Here is an 18127-nt window from a genome sequence, read left to right on the forward strand (position 1 = left end):
GGTGATTACTCCGGAATGGGGTGGAAGTCGGTAATGGTCAGGCCATAGCCTTCGAGCGCGACCAGATCGGGACGGCTGTTCGACAGCAGCGCCATTTCGGTCACGCCGAGATCGACAAGGATCTGAGAGCCGATGCCGATGTTGCGCAGTTCCTCGTCACGCCGCCATTCGCCGGTGCCGACGCGGCCTGTCAGGATCACGATCACGCCTGAGCCATGATCGCCGATCGCCTGCATGGCCCGCTGCAAGGTGCGCTTGCGCGGCCCCGGTGCGCCGAGGACGTCGTCGAACACCGAAATCGGGTGAACGCGGGCAAGGGTCGGCTCGCCCGGGATGACATGGCCCTTCTGGAGCACATAGGCCTCGTTGCCTTCAACCCTGTTGCGATAGGTGATCATCCGCCATTGGCCACCATAGTCGCTTTCGAAGCTGCGTTCGCCGACCCGCTCGACCAGGTGATCGTTCCGCATCCGATAGGCAATAAGGTCGCGGATCGTGCCGATCTTGAGGTCGTGCTTGCGGGCAAAGGCGATAAGATCGTCGAGCCGGGCCATGGTCCCGTCCTCATTCATGATCTCGCAGATCACCCCCGAGGGGTTGAGGCCGGCAAGGCGCGAGATATCGACGGCCGCTTCGGTATGCCCCGCGCGCACCAGCGTGCCGCCGTCACGTGCCATGAGCGGGAAGACGTGGCCCGGCGTGACGAGGTCGTCGGCGCCCTTGGCCGCATCGATCGCGACCGAGATGGTACGCGCGCGGTCTGCGGCGGAAATGCCCGTGGTGACGCCTTCCTTTGCCTCGATCGAGATGGTGAAGGCGGTCTGCATCGATTCCTTGTTGTTGCGGCTCATCGGCTGCAATCCGAGGTGGTCGACGCGCTCCTTGGTCAGTGCCAGGCAGATCAGTCCGCGCCCGTGCATCGCCATGAAGTTGATGGCCTGCGGGGTCGCCATCTGCGCGGGAATGATGAGATCGCCCTCGTTTTCGCGATCTTCATCATCGACAAGGATGTACATCCGCCCATTGCGGGCCTCGTCGATGATTTCCTCGATCGTGGCGAGCACCGGCTTGTCGTCATTTGCCGCGAGGAAGGCCTCAAGCTTGGCGAGCGTTTCTGCCGTCGGGTTCCAGCCCGCGTCGGCGCAGTCGCGCAAGGTGTTGGCGTGGAGGCCCGCAGCACGCGCAAGGCCGGCGCGCGTCATGGTGCCTGATGTGACGAGATCGCGAACCCGTGTGATCAGTGATGTGCTCATGCGGCCGCTCTATCACATCGAAATGTGATTACAAGCGATGAGTATATGGCAAATATGGCAGGATAGCCCGCAAAAGCGGTTGCACGCGGTCTGATCAGACATCGAAATTGGGGGGGTGGTGGACGCACTAGGGCTCGAACCTAGGACCCGCTGATTAAGAGTCAGCTGCTCTACCAACTGAGCTATGCGTCCGTTCCGATCCGCTCGGAACCGCGATCCGGAAGGGCCTGAGCCATGTCCCGATTCGCGTGAGGCGCTGCATTTAGCGCGTCAGTCCCCGATGGCAAGGGCCTTTTCGCAACTGCGGGAAATCAGACCATCAGTCCCCGCCGCGGAGCCTCGCGGTTCCAGCGATTGACCATCATCAGCAGGCCAATGCAGATCATGTTCGTCATCATCGAGGAGCCGCCGTGGCTCATCCACGGCAGAGGAATGCCCTTGGCAGGGGCCATGCCCATCACCATCAGCAGGTTGATCGCGATGTAGAAGAAGATCGTCGCCGTCGCCCCGGCGGCGAGCAAGGCGCAGAAACGATCGCGTGCCTCGCTCGCTACTTTCCAGCCCCAGCGCAGGATGAGGGTGTACATCAACAGCACGAACAACCCGCCCATCAGACCCCATTCCTCTGCCATCGTTGCAAACACGAAATCCGTGTGCGGTTCAGGCAGATAGTTCAAATGGCTTTGGGTGCCCTCGTTGAAGCCCTTGCCGAACAATCCGCCCGATCCGATGGCAATCTTGGACTGGGCGATGTGGTAGCCCGCACCAAGCGGGTCGCTTTCCGGATCAAGAAACGTCGTCACGCGCGCGCGCTGGTAATCGTGGAGCGCGAAGAAATAGATAAGGGGAAGGGCCGCCACGCCGACCCCGCCGGCGGCCAGAAACCACCACAGGGGCAGGCCGGCGAGGAACATGACGACCACACCGCCGAAAGCAATTGCCACCGACGTCCCGAGATCGGGTTGCAGCAACACGAGCGAAATCGGCAGCACGATCAGCATTCCCGATGGCAGGAGGGAACGCCAGGAACCGATCAGTCCGGCAGGCAAGGTTTCGTAGAAGCGCGCCATCGCCAGCACCACGGCAGGCTTCATCAGTTCCGAAGGCTGGATGCGGATCGGCCCGAATTCGAGCCAGCGCTGGCTTCCCACCCACCGACCTGACCGACAATCTCCACCGCCAGCAGCAACAGCAAGACGGCGAGATAGGCAGGATAGGTCAGCACGCGCACTGCATCGCGCGGCATGGAGGCGATGATTGCCGCCATCACCGAAAACACGCCGAAGCGGATGAAGTGCGACAGCGCAAAGGGCTGCATCGCCCCGCCGCCTGCCGAATAGAGCACCAGGCCACCGAAGCAGGTGAGCAGCACCAGCGGGATCAGCATGTCCCATGGCTGACGCGCGATCGGTTCGGGAACGATCCCGCGTGAAGCAAGCGTGTTCATTGGCTCGCCTCGCTGGGGTTCGCAGGCGTGACAGACGCCGCCGGACCAGTGTCGCCCGCTGGCGGAGCGGCTGTCGCCTGGGCCTGCGGGACATCGGGGGCCGGAGCCCCGGGGGCAGCAGAGGGATTGGCTTCAGGGCGCGGTGCGATCACGTCATCAGCGATGGCTTCGGTGCGCGCGGCCGCAAGGCGCGCCTCAGCCTCGACCCGTTCAAGGATGTCCTCGTCGCGGCGTGGCGGGCGACTTACGGTCGCACCGCGTTCGGCGGCATAGGCAGCATAGCGCGCATCGAGCCGCTGCTGCGCCGTTCCGCCCCACTGCTTTTCGAGGGCCGTCAAGGCTTCCATGCCCTTGGCCGGATCGAACATGAACGTCATCACATCGCGGGCGATCGGATATGCTGCGCCTGATCCGCCGCCGTGTTCGATCACCACCGCCCCGGCATAGCGCGGTTTGTCGTAGGGGGCGAAAAAGATGAACAAGCCGTGGTCACGGTACTTCCATGGCCCCGACTTGCCGTTCGAAATCGAGAGCGAGACGACCTGTGCGGTTCCCGTCTTGCCAGCCATTTGCACGCCTTCAATGGGGAGCCTGGCGCGGCCTGCAGTACCGGGGCCATTGACCACGTCGCTCATTGCGCGCTGGACATAATCGACCTGTTCGGCGGGGAAGTCGATGGTCTCGAAGCCCTTTGGTTTGGTGTCGAGGGTCAGGCGCGGCATCACATGGCGTCCGGTGGCAAGGCGCGAGGCCATGACCGCCAGCTGCAAGGGACTGGAGAGCATGTAACCCTGGCCAATGGTGGCGTTGACCGTGTCGAAGGCCTGCCACTCACGCCCCCACTTCTTCATCTTCCATTCGGGGTCAGGCACAGTGCCGTAGAACTGGCTGGTGACGGGCAGGGGGAATTCCTGACCCATCCCGCAGCGCCGCGCCATCGCTGCAATCGGGTCCATGCCGGTGCGCTGCGCCATGGCGTAGAAATAGACATCGCAGCTCTGGTAGATGGCCTTCGCCATATCGACCGCGCCATGCCCGCGCCGGTTCCAGCAGCCAAAGACGCGGTTGCCCACTCTGAGCCCACCGCCGCAGTAGACCGTCTCGTTCGGGTCGATGCCCTGTTCCATCAGCGCCATCGAAACCATCGGCTTGACGGTGGAGCCCGGCGGATAAAGGCCTTTGAGCACCTTGTTGCGCAGCGGCACGCGTTCGTCCTCGCGCAGCATGGCATATTCCACGCCGCCGATTCCGTCCGAAAAGGAATTGGGATCAAAGCTCGGCATGGAGGCCATGCACAGAAGGTCGCCGGTGCGGCAGTCCATCACCACGACAGATCCGCTCTCCAGCCCGATCCGGCGCGCGGCGTAATCCTGAAGCGGGCCGTCGATGGTCAGGCGGACGGGCGCACCTTGCACATCCTCGCGCGTTTCAAGATCGCGTACAATGCGGCCTCTCGCGGTCACTTCCACGCGCCGCGCACCGGGAATGCCACGCAGTTCCTTCTCGAACTGTTTTTCCAGACCATCCTTGCCGATCTTGTAGCCCGGCGTGATCAGAATGGGATTGGGGTCTTTCTCATACTCCTCGGCCGATGCCGGGCCGACATAGCCGATGAGATGACCGACGCTGGAGGCGGTCGGGTAGAAGCGCGAAAAGCCGCGCTGCGGCACCACGCCGGGCAGATCGGGCAGCCGCACGCTAAGGGCCGCGAATTGTTCGTATCGCAGGCCACTTGCCACCTCGACCGGCTGAAACCCGCGCGAAGTGCTGATCTTGTCCTTGATGTCGGCAATCCGCGTGGGCTTGAGATCGAGCAACACGCCAAGCTGTTCGATCGTCGCTTCGGGGTTGATCATCCGTTCCGGGATGACATCAACGCGAAAATCGGCGCGGTTCGAGGCAAGCGGCGCACCATTGCGATCGAGGATCCAGCCCCGGCGCGGCGGGATCAGCGTGAGATTGACGCGGTTGCTTTCGGATTCGAGCCGGTATTTCTCGTTCTCGGCAATCGCGAGATAGCCAAGGCGCAGGGCCAGCAACACCCCGATCCCGCCTTGCACCGCTCCGATCACAACCGCCCTGCGCTCGAAACTGCTGCGCAGGATCGATGCATTGATCATCCGGGAAGGGCGTTCTGGCCCATCGCGCAGGAAGGGGATTTTCATCAGTCGAGCTTCCGCGCCCGGGCAAGACGGAACCGATCAAGACCAGCGACCATGCGTGCCAGTATCGGATAGAGCAGCACCGACAGCAAGGCCTGCGGCCCTGCGACCATCAGCATTTCCGGCGTCACGCTGGCACCTGATAGCAACAGTGCCGCCAGCCAATAGGCAACCGCAAGCGTGCTGGCGGTAACCCAGTCGTGCCAGAAATCGCGCCAGGGAAAGCGGGTTTCGGCAAGTTCGATCGCGATCATCGCCAGCGACCAGAGAAGGATTGCACTGCCGAAAGGCTGACCACTTACCAGATCATCGAACGCCCCTAGCGGCGCACCTGCCCACAGGGGGAGCAGACCGGGCCGCACCATGCGCCAGGCCAGCAGCATCATGAAGCCGAGGGATGGCAAAAGCGGCATCAGATCAGCGACCAGCAGCACGGGCAGCAATGAACCCAGCATGATCGACAGATAAGGCACGCTGCGAACCCGCCAGGGGTAGGGCGCACGGTTGATGCGCCGTCCATAGATATCGGAGCGGGCGCGAGGATCGAGCCGCTCCATCATTCGCTGCCGGCAGTTGCTGCGCCAGGTTCAGCCGTTGCCGATGTCGAGGCCGATGCTGCGGATGACGGGAAGCTTTCCGAGGGATCGGCCAGATCGGCAACAGCTGCCGGCTGATGTACCGGCTCGACCGCGACGAAGTTGGTTGCTGCGGGCTCTGCCACGAGGCGGGCAATTCCGCCATCGGGGGTGAGCTTGGCAATCACCGCGACAGCGACCCCTGGCCGATAATACCCCCCTGCGCCGCTGGTCACCATCAGATCACCGACCTTGAGCGGATTGATCCCGAGATTGACCAGTCGGACACGCAGCAACCCGTCGCCGCGCCCTTCGGCAAAGGCAATCACATCGTCCTTGGCGCGGCGAACCGGCAGGACGCTCTCACTATCAGTGAGCAGCAACACGCGGGCAGAGCTGCGCCCGGTCTCCAGCACCCGGCCGATCACGCCGCGTTCGGACAACACCGGCATTCCTGCCGCCACACCATTTCGGCTTCCCACACCGATATAGGCAAGACGCCGCGCGCTGGTTGCGGTTGAACCGACGAGCCGTGCAACGGCAACCGGCGTGGTTTCATCATCGCGCAGGCCAAGCAGCCCTTTGAGGCGGCGATTTTCGGCCTTGATCGCGTCAGCCTCAGCCAGCTTGATCCGGGCAAGCTCCATTTCGCGCCGCAGGTCGGCGTTCTGCTGTCCGGCTCTGAAATAGCCGGTGATGCTCGCAAACACCCCTTGCGAGCCAGACCGGGTCACGGCGGCAGCCTCGCCCGCAGGCGCCACCGCATCGCTCGCCACACCGCGCACCGGCGCAAAGGCCGCAGGCTGCCACAAGGACAGCGCCAGCAACGCTACCCCAGCGACTGCCCCGACCGCAGCCAGCAGGTAGCCGGTGAAGACCGAGTATTGTGCCTTCTTCGAAAAGCCCGAGCGGCGCGAAGAGGGAGGCGCCATGGCTTAAAACCCCTTCCGGCTTACATCGAGCAGCGTCACGCGGTCATCAGCACGCCGCGGTAGACCGGATCTTCCATCGCCCGGCCAGTTCCGATGGCAACGCAAGTCAGCGGGTCTTCAGCGACCGAAACCGGGAGGCCCGTTTCCTCGCGCAGATGCTCGTCCAGTCGGCGGATCAACGCGCCGCCGCCAGTCAGCACGATGCCCTGATCGACAATATCGGCCGCGAGTTCAGGCGCGGTGTTTTCCAGCGCGATGCGGACGCCTTCCACGATGGCGCCAATCGGTTCGGACAGGGCCCCGGCAACGTGGGCCTGGTTGATCGTGATTTCCTTCGGCACCCCATTGACGAGGTCACGGCCCTTGAGGGTGATCGTCTCGCCAACGCCATCTTCGGGGATCATGGCGATGCCGTAATCCTTCTTGATGCGCTCGGCCGTGGCATCGCCGATCAGCAGGTTGTGGTGACGGCGGACATAGCTGACGATGGCTTCGTCCATCTTGTCGCCCCCGGTGCGCACCGAGGTGGTGTAGGCGAGACCGCGCAAGGAGAGCACGGCGACTTCGGTGGTGCCGCCGCCGATATCGACCACCATCGAGCCGACCGGCTCGGTCACCGGCATGTCTGCGCCGATCGCCGCGGCCATCGGTTCGAGGATCAGGTGCACATCCGATGCGCCCGCGTTCGAGGCCGCATCGCGGATCGCGCGGCGTTCGACCGAGGTCGAGCCCGAAGGCACGCAGATCACGATTTCGGGGTACCGGAACATCGACTTCTTGCCATGCACCTTCTGGATGAAGTGCTTGATCATCTGTTCGGCCACTTCGATGTCCGCGATCACGCCATCGCGCAGAGGCCGGATCGCCTCGATGCTGTCCGGGGTCTTGCCCATCATCATCTTTGCATCATCGCCCACGGCCTTGACCCGGCGGATCCCGTTGATCGTCTCGATCGCCACCACCGAAGGCTCATTCAGCACGATGCCCTGATCCTGCACATAGACCAGGGTATTGGCCGTGCCGAGATCGATCGCCATGTTCTGCGAACCGAATTTGAAGAGATTGGACAGGAAGCTCATCTGCGTTGGTGTTCCAGTGATGGCGGGGCGGAGCCGCCGGCCGTCTTTGGGGGGATCGGCTGCGGGGAATTCGACCCGGTTATGACATGACAGCGCGCGCCTAGCGAATCCCCGCGCAAAAGGCCAAAATATTTGTCCACCGCTACGGTGTTTTCTGTGCGCATCCCCTCGAAATTGCGACTGCTGACGGCTAGCGTGCGACAAATGCCCGAAATCCGCCGCCTCCCGTCCGTTCTGGTGAACCGCATCGCCGCAGGCGAGGTGGTCGAACGCCCGGCGGCGGCGCTCAAGGAACTGGTCGAGAACGCGATTGATGCAGGCGCGCGGCGAATCGGTGTGGTGCTGGCGGATGGGGGGCTGGCGCGCATCGAGGTCGTGGACGACGGCTGCGGCATGAGCGCGGACGGACTCGCGCTGGCGCTCGAACGCCACGCCACTTCCAAACTGCCTGATTCGCTGATCGGCCCGGATGGCGCCATCGAGCTGGTAACAACGCTGGGCTTTCGGGGCGAGGCGTTACCCAGCATTGCCAGCGTTGCGCGCCTTACGATCGAAAGCCGCGAACAAGGTGCGTCAGAAGGCTGGCGCCGGGTGGTTGATCACGGCGTGGTGCTGGCAGACGAACCCGCCGCGCTTCCCCCCGGCACGCGCGTACGGGTGGAGGAACTGTTCGCCAAGGTGCCGGCGCGCCGCAAGTTCCTGCGCACGGCGCGCAGCGAATATGCCGCCTGCCTCGATGTGGTGCGCCGCCTTGCGATGGCGCGGCCCGACATTGCCTTTACGCTTGAAACCTCGGGGGAGGGGGCGAAGCGCACCGTGTTCTCCCTGCAAGCGGGCGAGGAACTGGCGACCCGCGTGGCGCGGATCATTGCGCATGAACTGAAAGACAATTCTGTCCCGATCGAACTCACCCGCGACACGCCGCACGGGGTGATGCGCCTGACCGGGGTGGCGGGCCTGCCGACCTGGAACCGCGGGGTCGCCGATCACCAATATCTCTTCGTCAATGGACGCCCGGTAAAGGACCGGCTGCTGGTGGGTGCGGTGCGCGGGGCCTATGCCGACATGCTGGCGCGGGATCGCCACGCGGTGCTGGCGCTGTTCCTCGACCTGCCGCCGCAGGATGTCGATGTGAACGTGCATCCGGCCAAGACCGAGGTGCGGTTCCGGGATTCGGCGGGGGTGCGCGGGTTTATCGTCTCCGGGCTGCGGCAGGCGCTGGCGACAGGGGATCGCCGGAGCGCGCAGGGGCCGGATCGCGGCGCAATGGCGCGGTGGGTGAGCGAACCGACCGCCTCTGCTCCTGCGCCCGCAGCGCCTATGCTGGAGAGCATTTTCTCCGGCCGTGACTGGACAGCGCCGCAAGCCCGGCTTGGCGAGGCGCGTCCTGAATGGAGCGCGCCGCTGGCCGGGCCCCAAGGCCGCGCCGAGGAAGCCGCGCCGATTCCCGAGCAGGCGCAAGCCTACCCCCTGGGCATCGCGCGGGGGCAGGTCGCCAACACCTATATCGTCGCCGAGGCGGCGGACGGTCTGGTGCTGGTCGATCAGCACGCCGCGCACGAACGCCTCGTGCTCGAACGCTTGCGCGCGGCGGGGGCGGAGGAAGGCGTGCGCCGCAGCCAAGCCCTGCTGGTGCCTGACGTGGTCGAGATGGACGAGGTCGATTGCGACCGGTTGGAAGACGCCGCCGAGGGCCTTGCGCGCTACGGTCTCGTCATCGAACGCTTCGGGCCATCGGCAATGCTGGTGCGCGCTGTGCCTTCTGCTATCGCCAAGGCGGACACGGCCAAGCTGCTGACCGACCTTGCCGACGATATCGCCAAGCATGGGCGTCAGGAAGACAGCGGCGCGCTGCTCTTGGCCGAGCGGCTCGAACTGGTGCTGGCGACGATGGCCTGCCACGGATCGGTGCGGGCAGGGCGGGTGCTCAGCGTTGCCGAGATGAACGCCCTGCTGCGCGAAATGGAAGCGACGCCCCGATCAGGCCAGTGCAACCACGGGCGGCCGACCTGGGTGAAGCTCAGCATGGAAGACGTCGAAAAGCTGTTCGGGCGGCATTGATAAATGGCAACAACGGACGAAATCATGACTGCTCTTGGTGAAGCAGTATTCGCAGCACAGGGCTTCGAGATGAATGTCGGTAGCCTACTTCTGTTTCTCACAGTTGAGGCCGGCGACCCCGCGCAATTTCAGAATCCTGATGGAGATAGGGACGAGGCTGCGGTTCGGGCATTTTTAGAACAAGTTGATCGACTTACCCTCGGTCAATTGAAGGGGAAATTAGAAGCGCTGGGGGCCTTGGATGAGGAAACAATCAGCCAAATCTCATTGTTGAACGAGAAGCGAAAGCGTCTCATCCACTACTTCGTCGCAGATTATGTTGACTGCATGGATACGGTTGAAGGCAGGCAAAGCGTTCTTGAGGAGCTTAAAGGTATCAATGCGACCCTGACCGAAGCATGGCATAACCTTCAGGCCTTCTTAGCCGAGAAAGCCTTGGAGCATAGAGCGCGGCAATAAGTCCCCTCAAACGTTGAACTTGAACAGCAGCACGTCCCCGTCCTGCACCACGTATTCCTTGCCTTCCTGCCGCAGCTTGCCCGCTTCCTTCGCGCCCGCTTCGCCGCCCAGCGCGATGTAATCCTCGTAAGCGATCGTCTCGGCGCGGATGAAGCCGCGCTCGAAATCGGAATGGATCTCGCCCGCGGCCTGCGGGGCCTTGGCGCCATCGGGGAAGGTCCAGGCGCGGGCTTCCTTGGGGCCGGCGGTGAAGAAGGTTTTCAGCCCCAGGAGCTTATACCCGGCGCGGATCACGCGGGCGAGGCCGCTCTCCTCAAGACCCAGCGCTTCGAGAAATTCGCCCCGGTCTTCCACCGGCATGGCCACCAGTTCGGCTTCGATCGCGGCGGAGACGACCACGGCCTGTGCGCCCTCAGCCGCGGCCTTTTCGAACACCTTGGCGGACAGGGCATTGCCGGTGGCGGCGTCTTCTTCGGCGACGTTGCACACGTAAAGCACGGGCTTGGCGGTGAGCAGTTGCGCCTGCTTGAACAGGCGCGCTTCCTCGTCGTCGTTCGGCACGGTGAGGCGCGCGGGCTTGCCGTCGCGAAGCAGTTCGAGCGCCTGCCCCAGCACGCTCGCCATTGCCTTGGCTTCCTTGTCGCCGCCGGTGGCGCGCTTGGCCGCCGCGGGGACGCGCTTTTCGAGGCTTTCGAGATCGGAGAGCATCAGCTCGGTCTCGACCACTTCGGCATCGGCGATCGGATCGACCTTGTTGGCGACGTGCTGGATGTCGTCATCCTCGAAGCAGCGCAGCACGTGGACGATGGCGTCCACCTCGCGGATATTGCCGAGGAACTGGTTGCCGAGGCCTTCGCCCTTGCTCGCGCCCTTCACGAGGCCCGCGATGTCGACGAAGCCCAACTGCGTTTCGATGATCTTGGCGCTCTTGGCGATGGCGGCGATCTTCTGCAGGCGTTCATCCGGCACCGCGACCTGCCCGACATTGGGCTCGATGGTGCAGAAGGGATAGTTCGCCGCCTGCGCCGCCTGCGTCTCGGTGAGCGCATTGAACAGAGTGGACTTGCCCACATTGGGCAGGCCGACGATCCCGCAACGGAAACCCATGATGATTGTGCCTTGGCTATCTGGAAAGCGCGGCCCTTAGCGGGCAGGCGCGGCGCTGGCTAGAGCCTCACCGCTCATGCACGGCGCGCACCAGCGGCCCGGCGCGCGAATTGCCGAGCCAGTCGACTTGCACCCGCGCCGTCACTTCGTTGATCGGCACCTGCGGCTTGTTGCCGGGCGCAACGGGCAGTCGCAGCGGGCGGGTGCCGGGGGGCAGGGCGATCAGGCCCGCAATGGCCTTCGCCACATCAGCCGGATCATTGCTGCGGCCCGATCCGTCCTCGGTTCCCATGGCGGCGACCTGCTGCGGATAGCCGTCGGTGTGCTGCGCCTCGGCGCGCTCTTTCAGAGCCTGCGAATAGGCGTTGCGGTTGACCCAGACCTTGGTGGGATAGCCGCCGGGCTCGATGATCGAAACGTCGATCTTGTGCGGCACCAGTTCGTAGGCGAGCTGCTCGCTCATCGCCTCCAGCGCGAACTTGGTCGCTGAGTAATGCCCCGAATAGGGCGAGATGACGCGCCCCAGCTGGCTGGAAATCTGGATGATCTGGCCGGCGCCCTTCTTGCGCATCCCCGGCAGCACCGCGCGCGCCATGCGGTGGGGGCCGAAGACGTTGGTCTCGAACATCAGGCGGGTGGCCTCCATGTCCTGCACCTCGACCGGCGAGGTGATGCCGATCCCGGCATTGTTGACGAGGACATCGATCGCGCCGCCCGCCGCCAGTTCGGCCTGCGCGACGCCTTCTGCTACCTGCTGGTCTGAAGTCACGTCAATTTCGATCACATGGAGATCAAGCCGGTCCTTCAAGGCCATCATCCGCAGGCTATCCGCCTCAGCGCGGGGGAGGCCTCGCATCGTGGCGAAGACCTTCGCCCCCTGCCGTGCCAGCAGTTCCGCCGCGATCCGTCCGAAACCTGACGAGCAGCCGGTGATCAGCACGCTCTTGCCCTTGAAGTTCAGCTGCGGCGTGTAGACCGGCTCTACGGCTTGGGCGCGCTGGGCGGCGAGGGCAGCGGTGGCGGCGGCTCCGGCTAGCAGGGCACGGCGGTCGAGGCTCATGGGGTGGTCCTTGGCTGAAACGCGGGTCGAGCGCAGACTATTGGCTCTGCGCCATTGTGCAAGGCCTGCAGGTTCAGCCGTCGATGCTTGCCGGGTTCGCTTGCGCGCGCTTCAGATATTCGCGCCGCTTGCGCTTGAGATAAGCGTTCAGCTCAGTCGGGCCTTTCTCCATCGGGGTGGGGATTTGATAGCCTCCTGCTCCCAGGTGGGTCCAGTGTCGGCGCGGCAGGTGCGAGCCATCAACCTCGATCAGAACGTGATAGCCCAGCGCGCGATAGTTGAGACGCTTTCTAATGCCCGTGATTTCCTGCCATGTGAAATGGTGAGTCCAGAAATTTCCCACCATGTGCACGCCGCTGGCGCCAATCTCCAGGCGGTAGGTGAACAGCACATTGAGATGGAGCAGCACAATAAACAGCATGAAGGCGGCGGAAAAGATCAGCAGCAGCCCCCTCCAGGAACCATCTGGCGCGGCCAACAAACTGGTGCCGGCCCAGCCCATCGCGGCGGCAAGAGTGCCGACTACCGCCACAATGCAAATTACCCCAAGATGCCCCCACCAGCGCATCTTGATGACGGTCACCTTGCCGTCCACCACCTCAGCCCTGCATCCTCAAAGCCACATCATTCATGAAGCGCACGTCGTCGCCCTTGGCGAGCCATTCGGCCTCAGCGCCAATCGCGCCGAGCATGGCCACAAGATCGTCCTGTTCGTCCTTGGCGAAATTGCCGAGGACGTGGCCGGTGACGCGATCCTTGTGGCCGGGATGGCCGATGCCGAGACGGATGCGGCGGAACTCGGCTCCGCAATGCTGGTCAATGGAGCGCAGGCCATTATGCCCCGCATGGCCGCCGCCCTGCTTCACCTTCACCTTGAAGGGGGCAAGGTCGAGCTCGTCATGGAACACCGTGAGCGCCTCAGTGCCAAGCTTGTAGAAGCGCAGCGCCTCCCCCACCGCGCGGCCGCTTTCGTTCATGAAGGTGGCGGGCTTCAGCAGCAGCACCTTCTGGCTGCCGATCCGGCCTTCCTGCACCCAGCCTTGAAACTTGGTCTGCACCGGCCCGAAGCCGTGCATGTCCGCGATCACGTCCACGGCCATGAAGCCGACATTGTGCCGGTGGAGCGCATAGCGCGGTCCGGGATTTCCGAGGCCGACCCATATTTGCATGACGTGTTACCTATCGTTCCTCTGCACAAAACGAAACGCCGGACTTCCCGCGAAGGAAGCCCGGCGTTCAAAAGCCGTCGGTGACGCGCAATTACTCGGCGTCAGCTGCTTCTGTAGTGGTGTCACCTTCGCTGCTCTTGAGCGCCGAGGGGGCGACAAGCGTGGCGATGGTGAAATCGCGGTCGGTGATCGCGCTGGTGACGCCCTTGGGCAGGGTCACTTCGCTGATGTGGATTGCATCGCCCACGTCCTTGCCGGTCACATCGACGTGGATTTCGTCGGGGATCGCGTCGCTGGCACAGACCAGTTCAAGCTCGTGCCGAACGATGTTGAGCACGCCGCCCTTCTTGAGGCCGGGCGACTTTTCTTCGTTGATGAACACCACCGGCACCGCAACTTCGACCTTGGCATCGCCGGTCAGGCGCAGGAAATCGACATGGGTCGGACGGTCGGTCACCGGGTGGAACGCGACATCCTTGGGCAGGGTGCGAACGGTCTTGCCACCGATCTCGATGTTGACGATCGAGTTCATGAAGTGGCCGGTCATCAGCTGACGCACCAGTTCCTTCTGCTCGACGTGGATCAGGGTGGGTTCTTCCTTGCCGCCATAGATGACAGCAGGGGTCCGACCATCGCGGCGAAGTGCTCGGGAGGCTCCCTTGCCAGCCCGTTCGCGCGCTTCGGCCGGCAGGTTCAGAGCTTCGCTCATAATCGTGCCTTTCGAATGCGTGTTTGAAGAGTAGTCACACGGCGCAAGCCGCCTCCAGGGATGACCGGAAAGCGCCGAAGCGCGGCCCCTTAGAGAGAGAAGGCCGGTTTGGCAACCGCTTTAGGGCAGGCGGCGTATCCGATAACCCTGCGCTTCAAGCAGCGCGGCCAGACCATCAGGGCCAACCAGATGCGCCGCGCCGACTGCGATGAGAGGGCGAGGGCGTTCGGCCAGCATCGGCACGATCGCCTCTGCCCAGCGCTGGTTGCGCCCGGTCAGCAGCGCCTCGCGCAAGGCTGGCACAGCAAGAAAACCCTCGTGCGTCGCGGTCTCGATGATCACTGCATCCCCCGCCAGCCAGGCCCGCTGCAGCCGGGCAGGATCCCTGCGCGTGCGCTCGCTTTCGCTCACGACGGCAGCCAGCATGGCACGTTGATCGAGCTCGGGCAGGCGGTCGAAGATCGCAAGCTGTCCGCGCATTCCCTCAAGCTCGCGCACGGGGCGATCGGCGAAATCGGCCATCAGCGCGCGGTCAACCCCGTTCGCAGGATTGCCGGTGGCATCCCCCCGCGCAAGCGTGATCGCCGCGGCCCATGTTTCAAGCTGCAAGAAGTCGCGATCATCAAGGTCGCCGCGCTTCATCATGCCGGCAAGCATTGGACGCAAGTGCGCCGGAAGCCGGGAGCCGATTTCCGGCTGATCCGGGCTCTGCGCAAGGCCGAGATAGATCGAAGTCCTTTCGTCAGGCCCCCTTGGTTCGCTGATTTCGACCACAAGGAAATCGGCCGCGTCGATGACACGGCCGATCTCGGTTGTGCGCCAGCGGGTGCCATCGGGAAGGGCGTGGATGGTGCCAAGCATCCAGCCTTCGACCGTGCCATCGGCACTGGCGATTTCATAGAACAGCGGGTTTGCTGGGGGGCCTTCTGCTCCCACCTCGCCGGGACCATTGCTGCACCCGGCGAGGCTGAGGGCAAGGGCCAGGCCAATGATCGCGGCGGCGACAGTTCGCCAACCATCAGCGATCATTGCCCTGATGCCGCCTGTCATTGCTGCGCGCCGCGCTTATTTGACCCGCGTGACCACGATGCCCTTTTCGGCAAGGTAGTCCTGCACGCTCTTGGGGCCGGCAAGGTGGCCTGCGCCGACGGCGATGAACACCGAGCCGGGCTGGTCAAGCCGTGCGTCGATCCATTCGGCCCAGTTGGCATTGCGCGTGTAGAGCAGGGCTTCAGCGACGGCCGGATCGGTCATGCCTTCGTTCATCACCTCGGCAAGCCCTTCGGCATCGCCCGCGGCCCACTCGGCCACCATGCGGTCAAGCATCGGCTTGGCCTCATCGATGCCCTCTGCCGCTTCCATCATGAAGGCAACCTGGGCTTCCTGGGTCATGCCGTCGAAAATCCCGAGCTGAAACTCGGCGGTTTCAAGCGCGCCGGTTTCCTTGCCGGGAACCTTCGAAAGAAGCACCTTCTCGACCCCGCTGCTGGGATCATAGCCCTGCTGCATCAGCGGGACGAGTGACATGGTCAGGCCGACGAGCCAGGGCTTGAGGGGATCGAACGCCTCAGCCGGCACGCCGATCTTGCCCAGCGCGGTGCTGTAAGTCTCGGTCTGCTCCGGCGTCAGCAGCGACCGCAGCGTGGTACCGGCAGGAAGCATCCCCTTGGCCATGGTCAGCTGCTGCAGTTCGGCTTCGGCAGCGGGATCCATGGGGATTTCGGTCACGATCATGTCCGATCCGGTCAGCGCCGTCTCGATGGTGGTGTCGTACCAGTCGATCCCCTGCGGCAGCACGTGAACCGTTCCGAACAGGTAGATGGTGGTGTCCTCATCCGCGACCTTCCACAGCGCCGGGCCGGTTGCGGCAGCGGCAACAGTGGCGGGGGCCGCCTGTTCTTCAGCCAGCGCCGGATTGGCTGCCAGCAAGGCGAAAGGGGCAACGGTCAGGCCAAGAAATGCAGCAAGTTTCATCGGTATTCCTTTCAGGAAAAAGAGGTTTTCGGGGTATTCAGGGGATTGTGCAAGGGGTGCTGGCTTGGGAGTGGGAATTACAGCCGCCAGCGGGCAAACAGGAAACTCACGAACATCGAGACATAGGCGATGGCAAACACGCCGAAGGCATGGGGCGCAGGCAGGAAGCCGCCAGCGTGGAGCACGGCCCACACGGGAAAGCCCGCCAACACGCCCAGACATCCGCCGGTAAAGGCGACGAGGTTCTGCTCGCGCTTGTAATCATCAATCATGCGGAAGCCGTAGAGCGGCAGGGCGAGGAACCCTGCCAGCAGCAGTAGCGCAAGGCCTGCCGCCAGCGCCGGGGGCAGCTTGAGCTTTTCCCAATCGCCCGCAAACAGGTTGCCCTGGCCTTCGTCGAAAAAGCCGGTGCCAAAGCCGATCACGCCGCCGATCACGCCTGCGACAACGAGGAACACGATCTGGTTGCGTCGACGCTGGCGGGTGCGTTCCTCGCCGGGGCCCAGCGGGCGGGTTTTCTCAAGCGTCATGATGGTCTCCATCATCGAAAATCTCCTCGATCCGCATGTCGAACAGGCGGGCAATACGAAAGGCGAGGGGCAGTGAAGGATCGTGCTTGCCGGTCTCGATGGCATTGACCGCCTGGCGCGAGACATCCAGCCGCCCGGCAAGTTCCGCCTGCGACCAATCGCGTTCGGCGCGCAGCACTTTGAGGCGGTTTTTCACCAGGTCAAAACCCCAGCGCGTTGCTGATCTTGGCTGCCAGAGTGCCGGCCGCAAAGCCCGAAGCCCCGAGCATCACGAATACCAGCCACTGCTTCACGCAGACAGTCTTGGAAAGAAAATCCATGGCGTGCCTCCATCAGGTTAGCCTGACCATATGTCAGGTATGCATGACTATATGTCGCGATTCGCTGACTATGTCAAGATAACCTGACTTTAAGTCATGATAGCAGGACACATCCCAAGGAAACCTACTGAATCCGTTCGGCTTTCAACCCGCGCGCCTCGATCATCGTCAGAACCGAATCCGGCCCCGCCATATGGCCCGCGCCAACCGCCAGCAGCACATTGCCCGGCCGGGTCATCCGCTCTGCCAGCCAGTCGCTCCAGGCGCGGTTGCGGTCGACCAGCAGGATATCGTAGAGCGCCCGCGAGAACGGGTCCTCCATCATTTCCGCGAGTTCTTCCTCGCCAAGCTGGCCCTTGGCCCAGCCATGTTCGCTGCTCCAGTCGGTCTGTCCTGCCTGCACCAGCCCGCAGCCATTCCATTCATCAAGCGCCTGATCGAGCAAGGTGACCATCTGGGCTTCATCGATGGTGAACAGCTTGGCCATCACCGCCACCGGATCCTCGATCGCGGTGACGGGGCGGCCAGTGGCCCGGTATTCCTGCTCGATCACTGTTTCGACCCCGAGGCTGCGCTGCGAGCCTTCGGCTTCCGAACTCGCCAGCGAGATGGCAAACAGCGTGACCAGTGCGGCGCGCGCGCTCGACATCGGCAAGCGTTACACCGGCCAGATCGAGCATCCGCTGAAGCTTGCCGCGGTTGCGTTCGGCGATGCGCTGGCTGAGCGGAATGTCGCTGCGAAATTGCTCGAACAGGGCGGCAAAGGCGACCTCCTCTGCTGTCGGGGTAGCGTCATCCGCTCTAGGTTCCTCCACGGATTCAAACACGACCTCGTCCGTCTCGGCGATCAGCTTGTCGAGCAGCGCAGTGCGCCAGCGAAAGCCTTCGGGCAGGATATGAAACGTCCCAAAGATGTAGATCGTGGTGTCCTCGTCAGACAGTTTCCACAGCGCTGGTGCAGGCTCGTAGTCCTGAACCGGCAGCACCACCGCGCCGGGTTGTTGCCGTACAGCGTGAATGGTGCGGCAGACCGGAGCCGGGGCGGCATCGTCGGGAGCGGCCTGCGTGGCCGCGGCGGGCGCCATCGGCAAGCCCAGCAGCGAGAGGGCGGCGACAAGCCCGGTTGCCTCGCGGATAAACGATCTCACAGCCGGTTCCTTGTCCGATTCATGCAGGATTTCAATGCAGACGGCCTGACGCACGGAGTCAAGCGCGCCGTGATCTTGCGGTCCACTGGGGACCATGCTGCGCTGCGGCATTGACGCTGCCGGGGTGTTCGGCCATGGCGAG

General features: G+C 63.7%; 17 protein-coding genes, 1 tRNA gene and 2 pseudogenes. 2 read left to right on the plus strand and 18 right to left on the minus strand.

Annotated features, from left to right (window positions below):
• Positions 1-5 precede the first annotated feature (5 nt).
• The 7 genes and pseudogenes from ribB to CHX26_RS10715 all read right to left on the minus strand — a co-directional run bounded on the left by ribB (position 6) and on the right by CHX26_RS10715 (position 7448).
• Positions 6-1253, minus strand: coding sequence for a 3,4-dihydroxy-2-butanone-4-phosphate synthase (ribB, locus tag CHX26_RS10685; protein ID WP_104942347.1), 1248 nt, complete (start codon positions 1251-1253; stop codon positions 6-8).
• 116 nt (positions 1254-1369) lie between these two features.
• Positions 1370-1445 (minus strand) — tRNA-Lys (locus CHX26_RS10690).
• Between the two features lie 119 nt (positions 1446-1564).
• Positions 1565-2700: pseudogene (gene rodA, locus CHX26_RS10695) on the minus strand (rod shape-determining protein RodA).
• Entirely contained in the window at positions 2697-4865 is a 2169-nt protein-coding gene (gene mrdA / locus CHX26_RS10700; protein ID WP_104942348.1) for a penicillin-binding protein 2, read from the minus strand. Before mrdA ends, rodA begins: the two are co-directional and overlap by 4 nt.
• Positions 4865-5422 carry a rod shape-determining protein MreD gene (mreD, locus tag CHX26_RS10705; RefSeq protein ID WP_233997123.1) on the minus strand — a complete coding sequence of 186 codons (558 nt, stop codon included), beginning with the start codon at positions 5420-5422 and terminating at the stop codon, positions 4865-4867. The genes mrdA and mreD overlap by 1 nt, the downstream gene beginning before the upstream one ends.
• The gene (gene mreC / locus CHX26_RS10710) at positions 5419-6369 is read right to left on the minus strand and encodes a rod shape-determining protein MreC (protein WP_104942350.1); all 951 of its coding nucleotides are present in this window, start codon (positions 6367-6369) and stop codon (positions 5419-5421) included. The genes mreD and mreC overlap by 4 nt, the downstream gene beginning before the upstream one ends.
• Positions 6370-6404: 35 nt before the next feature.
• Entirely contained in the window at positions 6405-7448 is a 1044-nt protein-coding gene (locus CHX26_RS10715) for a rod shape-determining protein (RefSeq protein ID WP_104942351.1), read from the minus strand.
• A gap of 204 nt (positions 7449-7652) precedes the next feature.
• Here CHX26_RS10715 and mutL point away from each other — a divergent pair, with 204 nt between their 5' ends.
• The gene (gene mutL / locus CHX26_RS10720; protein WP_104942352.1) at positions 7653-9509 is read left to right on the plus strand and encodes a DNA mismatch repair endonuclease MutL; all 1857 of its coding nucleotides are present in this window, start codon (positions 7653-7655) and stop codon (positions 9507-9509) included.
• Between the two features lie 3 nt (positions 9510-9512).
• Positions 9513-9968 (plus strand): hypothetical protein, encoded by a 456-nt coding sequence (locus tag CHX26_RS10725; RefSeq protein WP_104942353.1) that lies wholly within the window; start codon positions 9513-9515, stop codon positions 9966-9968.
• 6 nt (positions 9969-9974) lie between these two features.
• On the opposite strand, the gene ychF is transcribed toward CHX26_RS10725, so the two are convergent.
• The 11 genes and pseudogenes from ychF to CHX26_RS16135 all read right to left on the minus strand — a co-directional run.
• Positions 9975-11075 carry a redox-regulated ATPase YchF gene (ychF, locus tag CHX26_RS10730; RefSeq protein ID WP_104942354.1) on the minus strand — a complete coding sequence of 367 codons (1101 nt, stop codon included), beginning with the start codon at positions 11073-11075 and terminating at the stop codon, positions 9975-9977.
• A gap of 67 nt (positions 11076-11142) precedes the next feature.
• Positions 11143-12135, minus strand: coding sequence for an SDR family oxidoreductase (locus CHX26_RS10735; RefSeq protein WP_104942355.1), 993 nt, complete (start codon positions 12133-12135; stop codon positions 11143-11145).
• Between the two features lie 73 nt (positions 12136-12208).
• Positions 12209-12730 carry a hypothetical protein gene (locus tag CHX26_RS10740; protein ID WP_172449790.1) on the minus strand — a complete coding sequence of 174 codons (522 nt, stop codon included), beginning with the start codon at positions 12728-12730 and terminating at the stop codon, positions 12209-12211.
• Between the two features lie 4 nt (positions 12731-12734).
• Positions 12735-13304, minus strand: coding sequence for an aminoacyl-tRNA hydrolase (gene pth, locus CHX26_RS10745; RefSeq protein ID WP_104942357.1), 570 nt, complete (start codon positions 13302-13304; stop codon positions 12735-12737).
• A 91-nt stretch (positions 13305-13395) separates the two neighbouring features.
• A complete protein-coding gene (locus CHX26_RS10750; protein WP_104942358.1) occupies positions 13396-14013 on the minus strand; it encodes a 50S ribosomal protein L25/general stress protein Ctc in 618 nt (205 codons plus the stop codon).
• Positions 14014-14133: 120 nt separating this feature from the next.
• Positions 14134-15042, minus strand: a complete 909-nt coding sequence (locus CHX26_RS10755) for a TraB/GumN family protein (protein WP_172449792.1) — start codon at positions 15040-15042, stop codon at positions 14134-14136.
• A gap of 36 nt (positions 15043-15078) precedes the next feature.
• Positions 15079-15987 (minus strand): TraB/GumN family protein, encoded by a 909-nt coding sequence (locus CHX26_RS10760; RefSeq protein WP_104942360.1) that lies wholly within the window; start codon positions 15985-15987, stop codon positions 15079-15081.
• Positions 15988-16064: 77 nt separating this feature from the next.
• Complete coding sequence (locus tag CHX26_RS10765) at positions 16065-16532, minus strand: hypothetical protein (RefSeq protein ID WP_104942361.1); 468 nt, start codon at positions 16530-16532, stop codon at positions 16065-16067.
• Positions 16507-16713 carry a helix-turn-helix transcriptional regulator gene (locus CHX26_RS10770; RefSeq protein ID WP_104942362.1) on the minus strand — a complete coding sequence of 69 codons (207 nt, stop codon included), beginning with the start codon at positions 16711-16713 and terminating at the stop codon, positions 16507-16509. Before CHX26_RS10770 ends, CHX26_RS10765 begins: the two co-directional genes overlap by 26 nt.
• A gap of 248 nt (positions 16714-16961) precedes the next feature.
• Positions 16962-17486 carry a TraB/GumN family protein gene (locus CHX26_RS16130; protein ID WP_104942363.1) on the minus strand — a complete coding sequence of 175 codons (525 nt, stop codon included), beginning with the start codon at positions 17484-17486 and terminating at the stop codon, positions 16962-16964.
• A 46-nt stretch (positions 17487-17532) separates the two neighbouring features.
• Positions 17533-18096 (minus strand): annotated as a pseudogene (locus CHX26_RS16135) (TraB/GumN family protein); the annotation flags it as partial.
• Positions 18097-18127 lie beyond the last annotated feature (31 nt).

This window comes from Porphyrobacter sp. HT-58-2, assembly GCF_002952215.1.
Lineage (GTDB): Bacteria > Pseudomonadota > Alphaproteobacteria > Sphingomonadales > Sphingomonadaceae > Erythrobacter.

Bases quoted from the DNA above. Each gene is read 5' to 3' on its own strand.
- ribB (WP_104942347.1), bottom strand. From the start codon at position 1,253: ATGAGCACATCACTGATCACACGGGTTCGCGATCTCGTCACATCAGGC.
- mrdA (WP_104942348.1), bottom strand. From the start codon at position 4,865: ATGAAAATCCCCTTCCTGCGCGATGGGCCAGAACGCCCTTCCCGGATG.
- mreD (WP_233997123.1), bottom strand. From the start codon at position 5,422: ATGATGGAGCGGCTCGATCCTCGCGCCCGCTCCGATATCTATGGACGG.
- mreC (WP_104942350.1), bottom strand. From the start codon at position 6,369: ATGGCGCCTCCCTCTTCGCGCCGCTCGGGCTTTTCGAAGAAGGCACAA.
- CHX26_RS10715 (WP_104942351.1), bottom strand. From the start codon at position 7,448: ATGAGCTTCCTGTCCAATCTCTTCAAATTCGGTTCGCAGAACATGGCG.
- mutL (WP_104942352.1), top strand. From the start codon at position 7,653: ATGCCCGAAATCCGCCGCCTCCCGTCCGTTCTGGTGAACCGCATCGCC.
- CHX26_RS10725 (WP_104942353.1), top strand. From the start codon at position 9,513: ATGGCAACAACGGACGAAATCATGACTGCTCTTGGTGAAGCAGTATTC.
- ychF (WP_104942354.1), bottom strand. From the start codon at position 11,075: ATGGGTTTCCGTTGCGGGATCGTCGGCCTGCCCAATGTGGGCAAGTCC.
- CHX26_RS10735 (WP_104942355.1), bottom strand. From the start codon at position 12,135: ATGAGCCTCGACCGCCGTGCCCTGCTAGCCGGAGCCGCCGCCACCGCT.
- pth (WP_104942357.1), bottom strand. From the start codon at position 13,304: ATGCAAATATGGGTCGGCCTCGGAAATCCCGGACCGCGCTATGCGCTC.
- CHX26_RS10750 (WP_104942358.1), bottom strand. From the start codon at position 14,013: ATGAGCGAAGCTCTGAACCTGCCGGCCGAAGCGCGCGAACGGGCTGGC.
- CHX26_RS10755 (WP_172449792.1), bottom strand. From the start codon at position 15,042: ATGATCGCTGATGGTTGGCGAACTGTCGCCGCCGCGATCATTGGCCTG.
- CHX26_RS10760 (WP_104942360.1), bottom strand. From the start codon at position 15,987: ATGAAACTTGCTGCATTTCTTGGCCTGACCGTTGCCCCTTTCGCCTTG.
- CHX26_RS10765 (WP_104942361.1), bottom strand. From the start codon at position 16,532: ATGATGGAGACCATCATGACGCTTGAGAAAACCCGCCCGCTGGGCCCC.
- CHX26_RS16130 (WP_104942363.1), bottom strand. From the start codon at position 17,486: ATGTCGAGCGCGCGCGCCGCACTGGTCACGCTGTTTGCCATCTCGCTG.